This window comes from Nocardioides sp., from assembly GCF_036405735.1.
In the GTDB taxonomy this organism is placed as follows: domain Bacteria; phylum Actinomycetota; class Actinomycetes; order Propionibacteriales; family Nocardioidaceae; genus Nocardioides.
The window spans coordinates 61903-78255 of the sequence record NZ_DASWXC010000069.1 but is presented as its reverse complement, the minus strand read 5'-3'; the positions used below and the strand labels follow the sequence as shown (position 1 = coordinate 78255).

Sequence of the window (16353 nt, the reverse complement as noted above, 5' to 3'; positions counted from 1 at the left end):
GTCAGAGCCGGTCAGAGCCGGTCAGGCCCGGTCAGGCGGCGGCGACCCGCTCCTCGACGTACACCGTCTCCTCCCGACCGGGGTGGCGACGCCGGCTCCACGCGAAGAAGGCCGCGGCCGCGAGGAAGAGGACGATCGAGGTCCACACGTTGAACCGGAGGCCGAGCACGTCGTCGAGCTCGACGGTGTCGATGCGCAGCATCTCGATCCAGCCGCGGCCCGCGGTGTAGACCATCACGTAGAGCGCCATCACGCGCCCGTAGCCGATCCGGAAGCGTCGCTCCGCCGCGACGATCAGCGCGAACCCGAGCAGGTTCCATCCGAACTCGTAGAGGAACGTCGGGTGGAAGGTGGTGCCGGCCGGGAAGTCGGCCCCGGCGGGGTAGTTCGCCGGGTCGATCTCCAGGCCCCACGGCAGGTCGGTCGGCCTGCCGTAGAGCTCCTGGTTGAACCAGTTTCCCCAGCGCCCGATGGCCTGGGCGACCAGGCAGGTCGGTCCGACGATGTCGAGCAGCGGCAGCAGCCGGATGCCGCGCCGGCGGGCGTAGAGGATGGCCCCGAGGGCGCCGCCCGCGATGCCGCCCCAGATCCCGAGGCCGCCGTGCCAGACGTAGAGGATGTTCCACGGGCTGCGGCCCTCGCCGAAGTACAGCTGGTGGTCGGTGGCGACGTGGTAGAGCCGGGCGCCGACGATGCCGAACGGCACCGCCCACAGCGCGACGTCCTGCATCTCGCCGGCCTTGCCGCCGCGGGCGGTCCAGCGCCGCTCGCTGAGCCACACCGCCGCCACGATGCCCGCCACGATGCACAGGGCGTAGCCGCGGATCGGCACCGGGCCGAGCTCCCAGACGCCGTTGGCCGGGCTGGGGATGGAGAGGATCGTCATGAGGCCGGCTTCTTCCCGTCGAGCAGGGCGATGATGTCGGCGGCGAACTGCGCCGAGGAGGTGTCCATGTCCCACACGACGCGGGCGGTGTCGTCGGCCCCGATCGCGGTGACGTACGTGCTGTGCGCCGCGACGTCGTACCCGCCACCGGGCAGCTCGCTCCCGTCGTCGACGTGGATGGCGAGCGGCCGGGCGACGTCGACGATGGTCTGCAGCTCGCCGGTCAGGCCGACCGCTTCGGGGTCGTACCGGTCCAGGTAGCGGCGCAGCACCTCGGGCGTGTCCCGGTTCGGGTCCGTGGTGACGAAGACGAGGTCCACGTTCTCGCGCTGCTCCTCGTCCAGGCGGGTCAGCGCGCTCGAGAGCGAGGTCATCACCATGGGACAGAAGTCGTCGCACCGTGTGTAGCCGAAGAAGACGAGCGTCAGCGGCTTGTCGGTGTCGGCGGCCAGCGAGTACGGCGCCCCGCTGGTGTCGGTCAGCGGCGTGGCCGGCACCGGGTAGGGGTCGTGGGTGGTCCCGGCGAAGCCGGTCGCCTCGTCCCCTCCCCCGCAGCCGGCGAGCAGCAGCCCCGCCGCCAGGCTCGCGGCCAGCGCGACCCGTGGGCGGCGCTGGTCAGCCACGCCGGACACCGGCGGCGAGGTCCTCGGTCAGCGCTGTGAGCGCCCGCAGCCCAGCGGCCGCGTCGCCCTGGTGGTCCAGCAGGGCGCGCACGAACGCCGAGCCGACGATCACGCCGTCGGCGTACGCCGCCAGCTGCGCGGCCTGGTCGCCGTTGGAGACGCCGAGGCCGACGCCGACCGGAAGCGCCGTGGTCGCCTTGGTCCGCGCGACCAGCGGACCGGCGAGGTCGGAGGTGGTGGTGCGCGCGCCGGTGACGCCCATGACGGCGGTGGCGTAGACGAAACCGCGGCACGCGGCCGTGGTCATCGCGATCCGCTCGTCGGTGCTGCTGGGCGCGACCAGGAAGATCTTGTCCAGGTCGTGGGTGTCGGCCGCCGCGATCCAGTCCTGGCCGTAGTCGGGCGTGATGTCGGGCGTGATCAGCCCCGCGCCCCCGGCGCTGGCCAGGTCGCGGGCGAACCGCTCGACGCCGTACCTCTCCACCGGGTTCCAGTAGGTCATCACGACCGTGGGGACGCCGGTCGCGGCGACGGCCTCGACCGTGCGCAGCACGTCACGGGTGCGGACGCCGCCCTCGAGGGCCTGCTGCGCGGCGGCCTGGATCGTGGGGCCGTCCATGACCGGGTCGCTGTAGGGCAGGCCGACCTCGATGACGTCGCAGCCGGCCGCGACCATCGCCCGCATCGCCTCGATGCCGCCGTCGACGTCCGGGAAGCCGGCCGGCAGGTAGCCGACCAGGGCGGCGCGACCGTCGGCCTTCGCCTTCTCGAACGCGGTCGTGGTCGTGCTCATGCTTTCGCGCCTTCCGCGATCTCGGCGTCGCTGGCCCGGCCGGCGTTGCCCTCGCTGTCGGCGCGGCCGAGGCCGAACCACTCCACGGCCGTGCCCATGTCCTTGTCGCCGCGGCCCGACAGGTTGACCAGGATGGTGGCACCCTCCGGGAGCTCGGGCGCGATCCGCAGCGCACCCGCAACCGCGTGCGCGGACTCGATGGCCGGGATGATGCCCTCCGTGCGCGCCAGCAGCGCGAAGGCGTCCATCGCCTCGGTGTCGGTCACCGGTTGGTACGTCGCCCGCCCGCTGCGCGCGAGCCAGGAGTGCTGCGGGCCCACGCCGGGGTAGTCCAGACCGGCGGAGATGGAGTGCGACTCGATCGTCTGCCCGTCCTCGTCCTGCAGCACGTAGGTGCGCGCCCCGTGCAGCACACCGGCGTCGGCGGCGGTGATGGTCGCCGCGTGTCGGCCGGTCTCGACGCCGTCGCCGCCGGCCTCGAAGCCGTAGATGCGGACGTCGGCGTCGTCGAGGAACGCGGTGAACAGGCCGATCGCGTTGGAGCCGCCGCCGATGCAGGCCGCGACCGCGTCCGGCAGGACGCCGTACTGCTGCAGGCACTGCTCCCGGGCCTCGTCGCCGATGCCGCGGGTCAGGTCGCGCACCAGGGTCGGGAACGGGTGCGGGCCGGCGGCCGTGCCGAACAGGTAGGCGGTGTGGTCGACGCTGGCGACCCAGTCGCGCAGCGCCTCGTTGATGGCGTCCTTGAGGGTCGCGCTGCCGGAGTCGACGGCGATCACCTCGGCGCCGAGCAGCTGCATCCGGGCGACGTTGAGGGCCTGCCGCTCGGTGTCGACCTTGCCCATGTAGACGGTGCAGTCCAGGCCGAAGTACGCCGCGGCGGTGGCGCTGGCGACGCCGTGCTGGCCGGCCCCGGTCTCCGCGATGACGCGCGTCTTGCCCATCCGCTTGGTCAGCAGCGCCTGGCCGAGGACGTTTCGGATCTTGTGGGCGCCGGTGTGGTTGAGGTCCTCGCGCTTGAGCAGGATGCGCCGACCGACCCGCTCCGACAGGTGCCGGGCCTCGTAGAGCGGGCTGGGCAGGTTGGCGTAGTCGCGCAGGATCGCGTCGAACTCGGCGACGAAGGTGGGGTCGGCCTTCGCCGCGGTCCACGCCGCGTCGAGCTCGTCGAGCGCCGCCACCAGCGCCTCGGGCATGAAGCGGCCACCGAAGCCGTCCGCGGGACCGCCGAACCAGCCGCGGTCGTCGGCGTCGTACCGCTCGTTGGCGGGCTCGTTGAGATGGGTCGTCATGGGGTGATCCCTGTCATCGCGCGGACGGCGCCCTCCGGGTCGCCCTCCTTGACCAGTGCCTCGCCGACCAGGACCGCGCGGGCGCCCTCGCCGACGAAGCGCGCCACGTCGGCGGCCGTGAAGATGCCGGACTCGGCGACCTTGACCCGGTCGTCGGGGACCAGCGGAGCGAGCCGGCCGAACGTGTCGGTGTCGATCTGCAGCGTCTTGAGGTTGCGCGCGTTGACGCCCACGAGCTCGGCACCCACGGCGACGGCGCGCTCGGTCTCGGCCTCGTCGTGGACCTCGACCAGCACGGTCAGGCCCAGCTCGCCGGCGTACTCGTGCAGCGACCGGAGCCGGTCGTCGTCGAGCGCCGCCACGATCAGCAGCGCCAGGTCCGCGCCCGCCGCCCGGGCCTCGAGAAGCTGGTAGGGCTCGACGATGAAGTCCTTGCGCAGGATCGGCACGTCGACCGCGGCACGCACGGCGCGCAGGTCGGCGAGGCTGCCGCCGAAGCGGCGCTGCTCGGTGAGGACACTGATGGCCGCCGCGCCGCCGCGCTCGTAGGCGCCGGCGAGCACCGCCGGGTCCGGGATGTCGGCCAGCGCACCCTTGGAGGGGCTCCTGCGCTTGACCTCGGCGATCACGCTGCTGGCGGCGCCCCGGAAGTGCGGCATGGGGTCGCGCGGCGGGTCGACGTCGGCGAGCGCGGCACGCAGGTCCGCCTCGCTGGTCTCGGCCTGGCGCACGGCGAGGTCGGCGCGCACGCCGGCGACGATCTCGCCCAGCACGCCTGCTACCTGGGTCACGACGGTCCTCTCCCGCGACGACGATGCACTCCGAGTCTTTCATGGCCGACGCAGCGCTCCATCGCCGCCCGCGACCCGCTGAGATGGGTTGCGGATCGCGGCCGGCGGCTTCAGCACCACCTGACCGCTCCCGGCCGGTCCGATCAGGGGGCGAGCCAGGCTCCGGCCGGGGTGTTGCGCAGCACGGTGAAGCCGAGCGCCGCTCCGGCCAGCAGCCAGACCGACACCCGCCGCGTCCGCTCGGGCGGCCGGGGCATCGGCCGGTCGCGCCACCGCGCGACGGTCCACAGCACCAGCAGCGCCACCGCGAACGGGGCGCCGGCGACCAGCAGCAGGTTGCTCGACGCAGCGGCCCCGACGTCGCCGTGGGTGAGGTCGTTGACGGCCCGCAGGCCGCCGCATCCGGGACAGGCCACACCAAGCAGCGCGCTGGGGCAGAAGCCCCAGGAGCCGCGCTGGTGCGGGTCGTGCAGCCGCAGCGCGAGGGCGGCGGCGGCGAGCGCACCGAAGGTCAACGCCGGCGCCCGCAGTCGCTGGCCCCGGCCGCTCACGGCACGGTCAGTGGCCGGACTCGTGGTAGCCCAGCTTCGCGAGGACGGCGAACAGGACGCCGGAGGCGATCACGATCGCGACGCCGACCCAGAACACGACGTAGTTGACCGGGTCCAACAGCAGCGCGACGCTGCCGACCAGGAAGCCCAGCAGCGCCACGGCGACGGCGCTCCAGGCGGCCGGGGTGTTTCCGTGGTTGTCGGACATGCGGGGGGCTCCTCTGCTCGGTCGGCTGTGCGGGCACAGTGTATTCACCGCGTTCTCACCGCGGCGCCCCGGGTCAGGTCGGGTCGTGCCCCTCGTCGAGGGCCTTCCAGATATCGAGGCTCGACTGGTCCTCGAGGCGGGGTCGGTCGCTCTCAGTGGCCGCGGTGCCGCCAGGGGCGTCGTACTTGCGGCCCATCTCCGGCCAGGACGGCGCCTCACGGAAAGCGAGGACCGCCGCGGCACCGGCGATCAGACAGGCGGCGACGGCCACCCAGGGCCACACGGTGGGCGTCGTGCCTGCGTGCTCCTCCAGCAGGCTGCTCCGCGTCGACCAGACGCCAGGGACGGGCGCGACGGCGGCGAGCCCGGCGAGCGCCGCCACCGCCCGGCGGACCCGGCCGCGGCTGACCAGGACGACACCCCAGGCAGCCAGGGCGACCAGCGCGAGCGACGTCGTGGCCGGGCTGTCGAGGCTGGCCCGCAGCGTGCTGAGCGGGTCACTGCCGTCGGCGCGGACCCAGTCGCGCGCGCCGGCGTACGCCGCCAGGCCGGACCCGCCCGCCCCGGCGAGCACGGTCGGCCACAGCGAGTGCCTCATGCGAGCCGGTCGGCGTCGAAGCAGGTGCGGTCGCCGGTGTGACAGGCGGGGCCCTCCTGGTCGACCTTCAGCAGCAGCGTGTCGCCGTCGCAGTCGAGCCGGACCTCCTTGACCCACTGCCGGTGACCCGACGTCTCGCCCTTGACCCAGTACTCCTGCCGGCTGCGGGACCAGTACGTCGCACGCCCCGTCGTCAGGGTGCGGTGCAGCGCCTCGTCGTCCATCCAGCCGAGCATCAGCACCTCGCCGGTGTCGTGCTGCTGGGCCACCGCCGGAACGAGTCCGTCGGAGGTCCGCTTGAGGCGGGCGGCGATCGCGGGGTCCAGGCTCACGGCTTCGATTATCCCTGCTGGGCGGTCCAGGAGCGGTGCAGGCCGTCGTACACGCTCCCGGACTGGGTGACGAGCTCGGCGTGCGGGCCGCGCTGGACGATCCGGCCGCGGTCCACGACCACGACCTCGTCGGCGCTCTCGGCGGTGCTGAGCCGGTGGGCGATGGTGACGCTCGTGCGTCCGCGCATCAGCCGCTCCAGCGCGCGTCCGATCCGCATCTCCAGGGCGGGGTCGACCGCGCTCGTCGCCTCGTCGAGGACCAGCAGGTCCGGATCGGCCAGCTGCGCCCGCAGCAGCGCGACCAGCTGCCGCTCCCCCGCGCTGAGCGCCTCGCCTCGCTGACCGGTGCGGGTCTGCAGACCACGCGGCAGGCCGGCCAGCCAGTCGCTCAGGCCGAGCTCGTCGGCGGCACGCGCGATGTCGTCGTCGGTGGCCTCCAGGCGGCCGTAGCGCACGTTGGCGGCGATGGTGTCGTCGAAGAGGAACCCCTCCTGCGGCACCAGCACGACGCTGCTGCGCAGCTGACGCTGGGAGATGTCCTTCAGCGAGTGCCCGTCGAGCAGCACCCGCCCGCTCGTCGGGTCCATCAGCCGGGTGAGCAGCTTGGCGAAGGTCGACTTGCCCGAGCCGGTCTCGCCCACGATCGCGACCCGGCGGCCGGCGGCGATGTCGAGGGTGACGTCGGTGAGGACGGGCGGGCCGCCCGGGTAGGCGAAGCACACGTCCTCGAACCGCACGTCGACCGGGCCGCGCGGCAGCGAGGCCCCGTCCGCACCCGGGTCCACCAGGTCGGCGGGGGTGTCGAGGATGCCGATGACGCGGCGCCAGCCCGCGATGGCGTTCTGGGCGTCGGTGAGGATCTGGGTGCCCATCTGGACCGGGCCGACGAACAGCGTCACGAGGAACGCGAACGCCAGGATCCGGCCCGGCGTCATGTCGCCCACCCAGCCGGCCTGCTGGGCCAGCAGGATCCCGACCACGACCACCCCGGCGTTGGCGATGCCGGCCGAGATGCCGCCCAGCGAGAACGAAATGACCGTGAACCGCTGCGCCCGGGTCTGGCCCGCCTGGTTGGCCGCGATGGCGGTGTCGATCCGCCGCTGGGTGCGGTCCTCGACGCCGTACGCCTTGACGACGGCGGCGCCCACCACGGGCTCGGAGACCGCGCTCAGCATGGTCGCCACCGTCTGCCGGACGTGGGTGTAGGCCTCGGACAGCTTGCGCTGGAAGTAGCGGATGCTGGCGAACAGCGGCGCGAACGCCAGCCACACCACCAGCGCCAACTGCCAGGAGTAGACGACCATGACCACGGTCGCCACCAGCATCTGGCCGACGCTGACGATGAAGAGCAGGCCCCCGAAGACGAGGAACTGGCTGACCTGGTCGACGTCGCTGGTCACCCGGCTCACCAGCGCGCCCCGTCGCTCGGTGTTCTGGGTCAGCAGCGGCAGGTCGTGGACGTGACGGAACGCCTTGGTGCGCAACGTCGCCAGACCGCGCTCGGAGGCCGCGAACAGGCGGGCGGTCATGAGGTACGACGCCACCCCGGTGACCGCGATCGCGACCGCCGCCGCGATCGAGGCTGCCACGGTGAACGACGTGTCGGGGCCGCCGGGGGCGTTGATGCCCCGGTCGAGGACCTGCTGCACGGCGATCGGCACCACCACCTGCCCCGCACTGGCCACCACCGCCAGCGCCAGCGTGGCGCCGATGCCCTCGGTGAGCTCGGGCGAGTGGTGGACGCCGCGGCGGATGGTCTCCAGGGCACCCAGGCGGGCGCCGGAGTCGACGGTGCTCACTCGGCCGCCTCCACGGTGTCGGGCTGCTGCTCTGGGTGCTGCTCTGGGTGCTGCTCTGGGTGCTGCTCTGCCTGTTGCTCGTAGGCGTTGACCAGGCGGGCGTAGGCGTCGCTGCGCGCCAGCAGCTCGGCGTGCGTGCCGCGGTCCGCGATCCGGCCGTCGACCAGGTGCACGACCTCGTCGGCCAGCCCGATGGTGGCCTTGCGGTAGGCGACCACCACGAGCGTGGTCTCGGCGCCGGCCTCCTTCAGCCCCGCGAGGATCCGCTGCTCGACCTCCGGGTCGACCGCGGAGGTCGCGTCGTCGAGCACCAGCAGGCGCGGCTTGCGCACGAGCGCACGGGCCAGCGAGATCCGCTGCCGCTGTCCTCCGGACAGGCTGGTGCCACGCTCGCCGAGCTGGGTGTCGAGGCCTTGCGGCAGCGCCGCCACGAAGCCGTCGGCCTGCGCGACGCGCAAGGCCGCCCACACCGCCTCGTCAGTGAGCTCGTCAGTGAGCTCGTCGGTGCGCTCGCCGGGCTCGTCGTGGCCGAGGGTGATGTTGCCGCGGACGGTGTCGTCGAAGAGGAAGGCCGTCTGCGGCACCAGCGCGACGGTCTTCGGCAGCTCGCCGTGGGCCAGGTCGCGCAGGTCGGTGCCGTCGAGGCGGATCGTGCCGTGGTGCGGGTCGACGAGGCGGGCCAGCAGCGCGGTGAGCGTGCTCTTGCCGCTCGCGGTCGCGCCGACCACGGCGACCGTGCGGCCGGGGCGCACCTCGAAGCTGACGTCGCGCAGCAGCGGCTGACCCGGCTCGTAGCCGTAGGCGACGTGCTCGAGCTCGAGGTGGGCGCCGCGCCGGACACCGTCCTGGGCGGGCGGCAGCCGGCTGCCGCCGTACGGCGTGGCGCCGGAGGCGTCGAGGACGTTCCGGACCCGTCGGAAGCCGACCACGCTGCGGGGGAACTCGCCCAGTAGCCAGCCGATGGAGCGGATCGGGAACGAGACGATCGTGAGCAGGTACGCCACCGTCACCACGTCACCGGCGTCGGTCGCACCGCTGGTGACGCGGGCGACGCCGACGACCAGGACGACGAGGACACCGAGGTTCGGCAGTGCGGCGAGGGCGGGGTCGAAGGCGGCCCGGATCCGGCCCGCGCGGACGTTGACGTCGCGCAGCTCGCGGGCCTTCGCGGCGAAGCGGGCGGTCTCCTCGTCCTCGCGCCCCAGGGTCTTGACGACGAGGGCACCGTCGAAGGACTCGTGCGCGACCTCGCTGAGCTCGGCGCGCAGCTGCTGGGCGCGGGTCATCAGCGGGCTGGACAACCGCTGGAAGGCGAGGTTGGCGAGCACGACCGCCGGGAACACCAGCAGCCCGACCAGGGCCAGGACGAGGTCCGCGACGAACATCTGGGCGATCGCGATCACCATCATGACGATGGTGCCCACGGCCATGGGCAGCGGCGCGATCGGCGACCAGGCGGCCTCGACGTCGGAGTTGGCGTTGGAGAGCAGCTCGCCCGTCGGATGGCGCTGGTGCCAGGCCATGGGGAGCGTGAGGTACTGACGGGTGACGGCACGGCGGGTGTGGGCCTGCATGCGGTACTGCATGATGCCCGCACCCAGGCGCCGCGCGACGATGCCGACCGCGCGGAGGATGGCCACGGCGACGAAGAGCGCCACCACCGCCACCAGCATGGTGGCGTCCACCTCACGGTCGCGGTACGCCGGCAGCAGCACATGGTCGGTCGACCAGCCGAGCACCCAGGCGTCGGCGACGGTCAGCGCGCCGAACAGCGTGCTCCCCAAGGTGGAGAGGGCGAAGACCCAGGGCTCGCGCTTGATCGCGACCCACAGCACCCGGAAGCCCTCGGTCGTGGTGGCCCGCTTGCTTCCCTGGTCACCACTCACCCGCCCCAGGGTAGTTGGCGATCTCGCGGCGACGACGGGAGCCTCCTCCTAGCCGGTGGCGACCTCGACCACGATGTCGAGGTGGCCGGCGTGGCGGGCGTACTCGGCCAGTACGTGGAAGCAGATCCACTCCAGCGTCGGCGGGTCCTGGCCGAACCTGCCGCCGAGCGCGGCGGTGTCATCGAGCAGGTGCGTCGTCAGGACGTGCCGCGTCCGGTCGCCGATCGCCCGGAGCTCGCGTGCGAGCGCCTCGGCCGTGACGTCGTCCGGCACCGACCAGCGTCCTTCGACGCCCTCGACCCACGGATCCACGGCGACGTCCCAGTCGCCCCACGGATCGTCCACCTGCTCGCCGAGGAAGCCCCAGACGAACCAGCGCTGCTCCATGTGGAGCACGTGGCTGAGCAGCTCGATCGGCGTCCAGCCGCTCGGCAGTCGGGTCCGGCGCTGCTCGTCCTCCGGCAAGGCGGAGACACCGACGATGATCTCCTCGCGCAGCCAGTCGAGGTAGGCGGCCCACCGCTGCCCCGCTGGCGCTCCGTGCTGGTCCGGCTCCGTCATCTGAGCACTCTAGGACGTCAGGACGTAGTCGACGGTGAGGCCCGGTCGGCGGATGACGCGGGTGCCAGTGTGGTCGACGAGGTAGAGCAGGCCGTAAGGGTCTCGCCACAGGTAGATGCCGGGGAACGGCTGCTTCACCTCCCAGTCGCCATGGGTCTTGATCCGGTGGTGCCACCGGGTCATCGGGCCGTAGTTGCCCTGCGCCGATCTCCCACCGGCCTCATGGGGAACGGTGTGGTCGATGTCCATGGGTGGGCGGTGTGGGTCCAGCCCGTCGAGATCCGAGGCGAAGGGGAAGCAGTCGGCCGGCGTCATCAGGCGCACGGCCCGGCGATGTCGCTGCGGGATCTCGTAGGCGTCCACCGGTGCCTGATGGCTCAGGTCGATCACCGGCTGCAACCGGATCGTGGCCCGGGGGCCGAGGACGCGGGCTATCCAGTCCTCGGTGACGGGGCCGTGGCCCTCGATGCGGGCGACTCCCGGGGCGTCGAGGCCCTGGTAGGTGTGGACGTAGATGGTGGCGGCCGGCAGCAGGTCGCGGCTCGGCAGCGTCTGCGGCTGGCCGTGCTCGTCCAGCCCGGTGTGGCCGGTGAGCAGGTGCAGCACCGCGCTGACGCGCCGCTCGTCGACCGTCGCTCCGGCGGCCTCGTCCAGCCGGCTCGCGACGGCGGTCACGGCGTGGTCGATCGCCTCGATCGTGGCCACGTCGGCGCGCACCAAGAAGGACGCCATGCCGTGTGCGTCCCCGCGGGTGCGCTTGGCGAACGTCGCCTTCGACGCACGCTCCTCCCGCTCCCGGGCCGCCTCCAGGTCGGCGGCGACCACGGCGCCCTTGACCAGCGCCTCGAACCGGCTCCAGGCGATCCGCCCGTCCGCGGCCTCGTGCACCCGGGAGTCGACATAACCCGCCTGGTCCCGGGTCAGGTCACGGGTCTGCCGGGCCACGTGGCGCGCGTAGGAGGCCTTGACCTCCAGCGCCTCCACCCGCCCCCACAGCAGCGGCAGCCGGTGCTGCAGATCAAGCGCGTCGGCCATCAGAGTGCGGGCCGCCGAGGGGGACAGACCGACTCGTGCCCCGAACGACGCGGCGGCGAACTCGGTCACCTCCGGCGTGCCGTCACCGCCGAAGAGCCGGGCCTGCTCCCGTCCCGGCTTGCCACTCACACGCTCCGGCAACCGCTCCCTCGGATGCCGCACCGCCCAGGCGAACGCCAGCCGAAGCAGGTCCGCCTCCGCCTCCCGCAGCTCGCGGGCACGGGCCTCCACCCGGTCGAGGAGCTCCGCCTCGTCCAGGTCGTCCCACTGCGCCCGATCGCTCATGGCGACAGCCAAGCACCCGCCACCGACAGCCCGGTTGCGCAGGTCAACGGGCCGCTTCAGTAGTCCGAGGCAACGTCCGACAGATACAGCGCCGTCGCGTCATCGGCTTTCATCACGGCGTTCCGTACGTGCGGCTCTGTGAGGTCGAGCACCCGCAGATCGCCGTCGGTCGCAGCCACCGCCTCGACGCGGTGCAACACGTCGGCGTACCTTTCGGCATAGGCCGCCAGGCCCCTGAGCTTGGGCATGGCATCGCCGAGGTGGATCCCATGGGGATCGATGATCGAGGGCTTGACCCGGCCCTGCACGTCCTCGAAGAACACGAAGTCGGGGCACATCCGCCGCCAGCCGCCCTGGCCGTCGACATATGCGATGGCGACGGCGTCCGCGGACGCGCGGGCCGGGTTTCGGTACCAGGCGACGCAGCGCTCGATCTCCGACTCGAGGACGGTGAGCTCCCAGTCGTTCAGGGAGGCGACTGGGAACTGCCCGACCTCGTCGGCCAGCAGGTGCTTCGGCTGCGTCGGGGCGGCTACGCCGGCGAGCGTCTCGATCGGCTCGGTGCGCACGGTCGGCCTCTGGATGTCGGCCTCCTGCGGCTCCCCGGCGAGCGCGCGCAGGTCGCCGTAGACGACCTTCCGGTCGTCCGGCAGCCCCTTGATCGCGACGCGGTGCTGGGTGTCCCACCCCTTGAAGAGCCGCTCCGCCTCGGCATCGAGCGCCTCGATCACCTCGGGGATCCGGGCGAGCGCAGCGGTCCGAAGGTGCGCCTCGAAGTAGCCGTCCTGGTAGGTCTTCTCGAGCAGATCGGCATACGCCGTCGCGAGCTGCGGACTCAGCGCTCGCCTGGCCACCCGGAACGCGGCATCGACCGCCCTGTCGTCGGCGACCAGGCTCAGCGTCTCGACGCCGGTGATGACCTGGCCGCCGAGGCCCTGACCGACGACGAGGGTCTCGCCCGCCATCTCGAGCAGCTCGTCGACCTGTGCACCCAGCTGGGGGGCGTGGCGCACCGCCTGGCTCTCGAGGAAGGCGACGAGTTCGGCGAGGGCGCGGCTGTGTCCGTCGGCCAGCAGGCCGTCACGTGCCAGTGCGGCTCCGAGCGCGGTGAACCGGCTCACCGGACGCGCACCCTTGCGTGGGACGGTCTGGGAGGGCAGCCGGTCGAACGCAACCCAGACCTCGTCGGACACAGCATGGTTGGGCGTGAAGTCCGCGCTCGCCACCGCGACCCGCGGGCCGATCGGGTCGGCGCCCTCGCCCATGATCCGGCGGGCGACCTGCTCCGCGGCCGCTCGGTTGAAGAACGGCAGGACACACTCGACGGAGTTGAGCCGGTCATCGCCGGGGATCCGCCGGGCCAGCGGCGTCCGCACCATTCGCCCGAGCAGCTGCGTGATGTGGGTCTGGTCCTGGGCCGGCCGGAACGAGACCAGCACCTCGGCGCGCGGACAGTCCCACCCGGTGGAGATGGCGTCCTTCGCAAGCAGCACTCGAACGTGCTGCCGTTCGGACACATCCTCGGGTGCGACGTACGCGATCTCGGAGCCTCCGACGCTCAGGTCCGTCCGCTCTCCGAACACGTGGGCGATGTTGCCCGCCCCGATCTCGGGCCACTCCGCCAGCACCGTCTGCACCGCGTCGAGCAGCATCTCCTCGCTCGGCGTGTTCGGCACCTGTACGACGAGCAGCGGCTGCACCAGGTCACCGCTGCCACCCTGGGCCGCGTGGTACGCCGCCCACAGTTCGCTGGCATCCCTGGTCCGCTTCACCGCGTGCCGCAGCAGCACGGTGTCGAAGGTGCCGGTCTCGGCCGGGAACGACAGCAGGATGTTGTCCTTGAGGAGCCCCGACTCCTGGACCCGTGTCACGTCGACGTTCACGTCGGGCAGCGAGGTGCGACCGCTGGCGGACTCCATGGCGGTCTTGAAGCGCTCGACGGTCGCGCTGATGCCGAGCACGATCGGCACCGGCGGCGAGCCCGCCTCGCCGTTGACGAGCTGGCGCACGATCGTGGACTTCTCACCGAGGTCGCGCTTGGAGGTGTTCATGCCGACGTGAGCCTCGTCGAGGAAGACGTACAGCGTCGCCTGCTCGTCCTCGATCGTGTTGCGAAGCACCTCCCAGAAGGTGCGGGCCCGCATGTCGGGGGCGGCAAGCATCTCGGACTCGTCGCCGGCGCCGGCGCCACGCACGAGCAGGGAGTTCTTGCCGAGCTTTTGCGAGTTGAGGAAGTAGACGTTGCCCGGACGGAGCTGCTCGTCCGAGAACGTCGACTCGACGACCCGGAGCCGGCCGCTGCCGACCCGGTCGGAGGCTTGCACGATCCGGTGGCGGGTCTGCTCGTTGAGCGACGGGTCGGAGGTGAACCACAGCACCACGGCCGTCGGGTCCGGCTCGATGTCCAGGTCTGCGTTCCCGAAGAAGAGCGACTCGATGACCGCTGCCGCCATCACGGTCTTGCCGGCGCCGGTCGGTGCGGTGAGGGCGACCGAACTCGTCATGCCCAGTCCGAGCATTCCCTTGGCCTTCGCGAGTCGGTCGAGCACGTCAGCGACAGCTTCAGCCTGGTAGTCCTTCAGGTCGAACTTCACGCCATCACTCCTGGGCACCGATCGTGAAGTTGGTCAGGTACGACTCGTAGAGCCGGACCGGCTCGATGTGCTCGGGCAGCTCGCTGCAGACCAGTTGGAATGCCCGGTCGTCGTCGGTGACGACATAGGCGAGGCGTACGTCGGCGCCGAGCGACTCGATGAACGGCGTCGCCGCGTCGACGTCGAAGAGCACGCCGTAGGTCTCGGCTACGTCGAAGGTGTCGGTCGGCTCGTCGATGCGCCGGCCGCGCGCGCCGGCCTTGAGCCAGAGCAGCGGCGCGATCGCCTCGAACGATCGGTGGTGCGCGACGGTGCGCGGTGCCTCATAGGTCAGGGTGAAGAACTCGGCGTTCTCCTCGAAGCCGTCGGCCATGGGGAACTCGTCGGTGAACTTGTAGTCGCCCTTGATCGGGTCGCCGTCGGGCGTCCTGCCGGTGATCGCGGCACGGATACGCGGCTTGGTGATGTAGTCGCAGATCCCCCACCGCTCCCACTCCGGGTCGCCGGGGCGCAGCCCCTTCTCCCGGAGCACCTTCTGCTCGTCGGCACCGACCTCGTTGTTCGTGATGCTGATGCACTGCCGCCGTCCACCGTCCTGCTTGTTGAGGCGCATCACGGCGTGGGCGGTCGTGCCGGAGCCGGAGAAGAAGTCGAGGACCACCGCGTCAGGCTTGTCGGCCACGAAGAATCGCAGGGCGTCCTCGACGGCGTAGAGCGACTTGGGGAAGGGGAACTTGCGGTCCGGCATCACCTTCAGTAGCAGGCGGGACCCGTAATGCGAGGCGTCGTGCGCTTCGACCTTCCACTGAGTTCCGGGAACGACCGAGGTCGAGTGTTCTCCGATGACATCCGTGATGATGGACCCGTCCGCGCGGCGTCCCAAGACGGCATAGAGCCCGTCTACGACCTTCCGGAATTCGCCGTCTTTCAAGTAGTAGATGGTGAAGCCGCGCCGCGAGTTGCCCCCCACTCTCACTCGGCCCTGCGACAGGCGGGACGCGAGTTCTCGCGCGCTCATCTGCCACCGTCCTTCGGAACCGTTGCTCCGCAGAGGCAGAACAGCCACGCAGCCATCCACCGGAGGCGGCACGGACGTTCCGGCAGGTAACGGATCCCCGATCTCCTCGATACGCGGGCCCGTCGGATCGACGTAGATCGGGTAGAAGCCACCCGGTGAATCTGAACGCGAAGTCCCCGTGCCGGACCGGATAAGGCGGTCCCATCGAATCTCGCCGCGATGGGTGACACCGCGACCCGAAACCCAGTCGGGACCCAGTGGGAGAGGTGACGGCGCCGCCTCGCCCACATAAACGAAGTAGACATACTCATCCGCGCGTCCAAACGCGTTACCGCGGGCAACGACCGCACCGTTGATCGCCGCGCTCACCATCTGTGTCCGCGCGTCAGGGAACACCTGCTGGAGCAAGAGTCCCAATCGGAGGTACTCCTTCTCGTCGATCGTCACTACGAGCACGGAGTTCTCGGGGTTGAGCAACCGCTTCGCGAGCTTGAGCCGCCGTTCCATGAACGCCAGCCACTTGGAGTGGCGGTAGACGTCCTCGCCGTCGACGTAGTCGTTGTTGTACTTCCAGTCGCGCGCGCCGGTGTTGTAGGGCGGATCGATGTAGATCGCGTCGACCTTGCCCTCGTGGGTGTAGGTCAGCGCCTGGAGCGCGTGGAAGTTCTCGCCGTTGATAACGGTGTGGAACGGCTTGTCGCCACCCCGCTCGACCCGACCGGTCGAGACGAGGCCGGGGTAGATCGGGTCGCGGAACTCCGCTGTGACGACGAGGTCGTCGACCGCGTGGGTGATGACCTCGGGCTCCTCCGCCCCCAGCTCGACGAGCTGGGCCACGCCGTCAGCCACGCGTCGGACGAGCCAGAGTCGGTGATCCGGCCGAACCGACGAGCCGCGGGCGGGCAGGACTCGCACCTTGTCGCCGCGGCGTACGGACCGCCCCGGCAGCTCGACCGTCTCCGGCTGGTGCCGCTCGAAGTTCAGCCCGAAGGGCCGGCGCTGCTCGAGCGCCTTCACCTCGCGGCCGAGGTCGGCGCCGAGGGCGGCGTCGAGCTTCGTGACCTGCTGCAGCAGGTCCCCGATCCTCGACACGCGTTCATC

The 16353-nt window shown here is 71.6% G+C and carries 15 protein-coding genes; all 15 read right to left on the bottom strand.

Features of this window, described 5'->3' with window-relative positions; translation table 11 throughout:
• Positions 1 to 31: 31 nt before the first annotated feature.
• The gene (gene lgt, locus VGE38_RS11320; RefSeq protein ID WP_331142647.1) at positions 32 to 886 is read right to left on the bottom strand and encodes a prolipoprotein diacylglyceryl transferase; all 855 of its coding nucleotides are present in this window, start codon (positions 884 to 886) and stop codon (positions 32 to 34) included.
• Entirely contained in the window at positions 883 to 1509 is a 627-nt protein-coding gene (locus VGE38_RS11315) for an SCO family protein (protein WP_331142646.1), read from the bottom strand. The genes lgt and VGE38_RS11315 overlap by 4 nt, the downstream gene beginning before the upstream one ends.
• Positions 1502 to 2302, bottom strand: a complete 801-nt coding sequence (gene trpA, locus VGE38_RS11310) for a tryptophan synthase subunit alpha (RefSeq protein WP_331142645.1) — start codon at positions 2300 to 2302, stop codon at positions 1502 to 1504. The genes VGE38_RS11315 and trpA overlap by 8 nt, the downstream gene beginning before the upstream one ends.
• A complete protein-coding gene (gene trpB, locus VGE38_RS11305; RefSeq protein ID WP_331142644.1) occupies positions 2299 to 3594 on the bottom strand; it encodes a tryptophan synthase subunit beta in 1296 nt (431 codons plus the stop codon). The genes trpA and trpB overlap by 4 nt, the downstream gene beginning before the upstream one ends.
• Positions 3591 to 4385, bottom strand: a complete 795-nt coding sequence (gene trpC / locus VGE38_RS11300) for an indole-3-glycerol phosphate synthase TrpC (protein ID WP_331142643.1) — start codon at positions 4383 to 4385, stop codon at positions 3591 to 3593. The genes trpB and trpC overlap by 4 nt, the downstream gene beginning before the upstream one ends.
• 143 nt (positions 4386 to 4528) lie before the next feature.
• Complete coding sequence (locus VGE38_RS11295) at positions 4529 to 4936, bottom strand: DUF2752 domain-containing protein (RefSeq protein ID WP_331142642.1); 408 nt, start codon at positions 4934 to 4936, stop codon at positions 4529 to 4531.
• 7 nt (positions 4937 to 4943) lie between these two features.
• Positions 4944 to 5144: an HGxxPAAW family protein gene (locus VGE38_RS11290; RefSeq protein ID WP_331142641.1), complete on the bottom strand. Its 201-nt coding sequence runs from the start codon at positions 5142 to 5144 to the stop codon at positions 4944 to 4946.
• 73 nt (positions 5145 to 5217) lie between these two features.
• Positions 5218 to 5742 carry a Trp biosynthesis-associated membrane protein gene (locus VGE38_RS11285; RefSeq protein ID WP_331142640.1) on the bottom strand — a complete coding sequence of 175 codons (525 nt, stop codon included), beginning with the start codon at positions 5740 to 5742 and terminating at the stop codon, positions 5218 to 5220.
• Complete coding sequence (gene hisI / locus VGE38_RS11280; RefSeq protein WP_331142639.1) at positions 5739 to 6074, bottom strand: phosphoribosyl-AMP cyclohydrolase; 336 nt, start codon at positions 6072 to 6074, stop codon at positions 5739 to 5741. The genes VGE38_RS11285 and hisI overlap by 4 nt, the downstream gene beginning before the upstream one ends.
• An 8-nt stretch (positions 6075 to 6082) precedes the next feature.
• Positions 6083 to 7873 carry an ABC transporter ATP-binding protein gene (locus VGE38_RS11275; protein ID WP_331142638.1) on the bottom strand — a complete coding sequence of 597 codons (1791 nt, stop codon included), beginning with the start codon at positions 7871 to 7873 and terminating at the stop codon, positions 6083 to 6085.
• Positions 7870 to 9759 (bottom strand): ABC transporter ATP-binding protein, encoded by a 1890-nt coding sequence (locus VGE38_RS11270; RefSeq protein WP_331142637.1) that lies wholly within the window; start codon positions 9757 to 9759, stop codon positions 7870 to 7872. Before VGE38_RS11270 ends, VGE38_RS11275 begins: the two co-directional genes overlap by 4 nt.
• Positions 9760 to 9807: 48 nt before the next feature.
• The gene (locus VGE38_RS11265; protein ID WP_331142636.1) at positions 9808 to 10320 is read right to left on the bottom strand and encodes a mycothiol transferase; all 513 of its coding nucleotides are present in this window, start codon (positions 10318 to 10320) and stop codon (positions 9808 to 9810) included.
• Positions 10321 to 10329: 9 nt separating this feature from the next.
• Positions 10330 to 11640 carry a hypothetical protein gene (locus VGE38_RS11260; RefSeq protein ID WP_331142635.1) on the bottom strand — a complete coding sequence of 437 codons (1311 nt, stop codon included), beginning with the start codon at positions 11638 to 11640 and terminating at the stop codon, positions 10330 to 10332.
• A 56-nt stretch (positions 11641 to 11696) separates the two neighbouring features.
• Positions 11697 to 14234 carry a DEAD/DEAH box helicase gene (locus VGE38_RS11255; RefSeq protein ID WP_331142634.1) on the bottom strand — a complete coding sequence of 846 codons (2538 nt, stop codon included), beginning with the start codon at positions 14232 to 14234 and terminating at the stop codon, positions 11697 to 11699.
• 4 nt (positions 14235 to 14238) lie between these two features.
• The gene (locus tag VGE38_RS11250) at positions 14239 to 16344 is read right to left on the bottom strand and encodes a site-specific DNA-methyltransferase (RefSeq protein ID WP_331142633.1); all 2106 of its coding nucleotides are present in this window, start codon (positions 16342 to 16344) and stop codon (positions 14239 to 14241) included.
• Positions 16345 to 16353 lie beyond the last annotated feature (9 nt).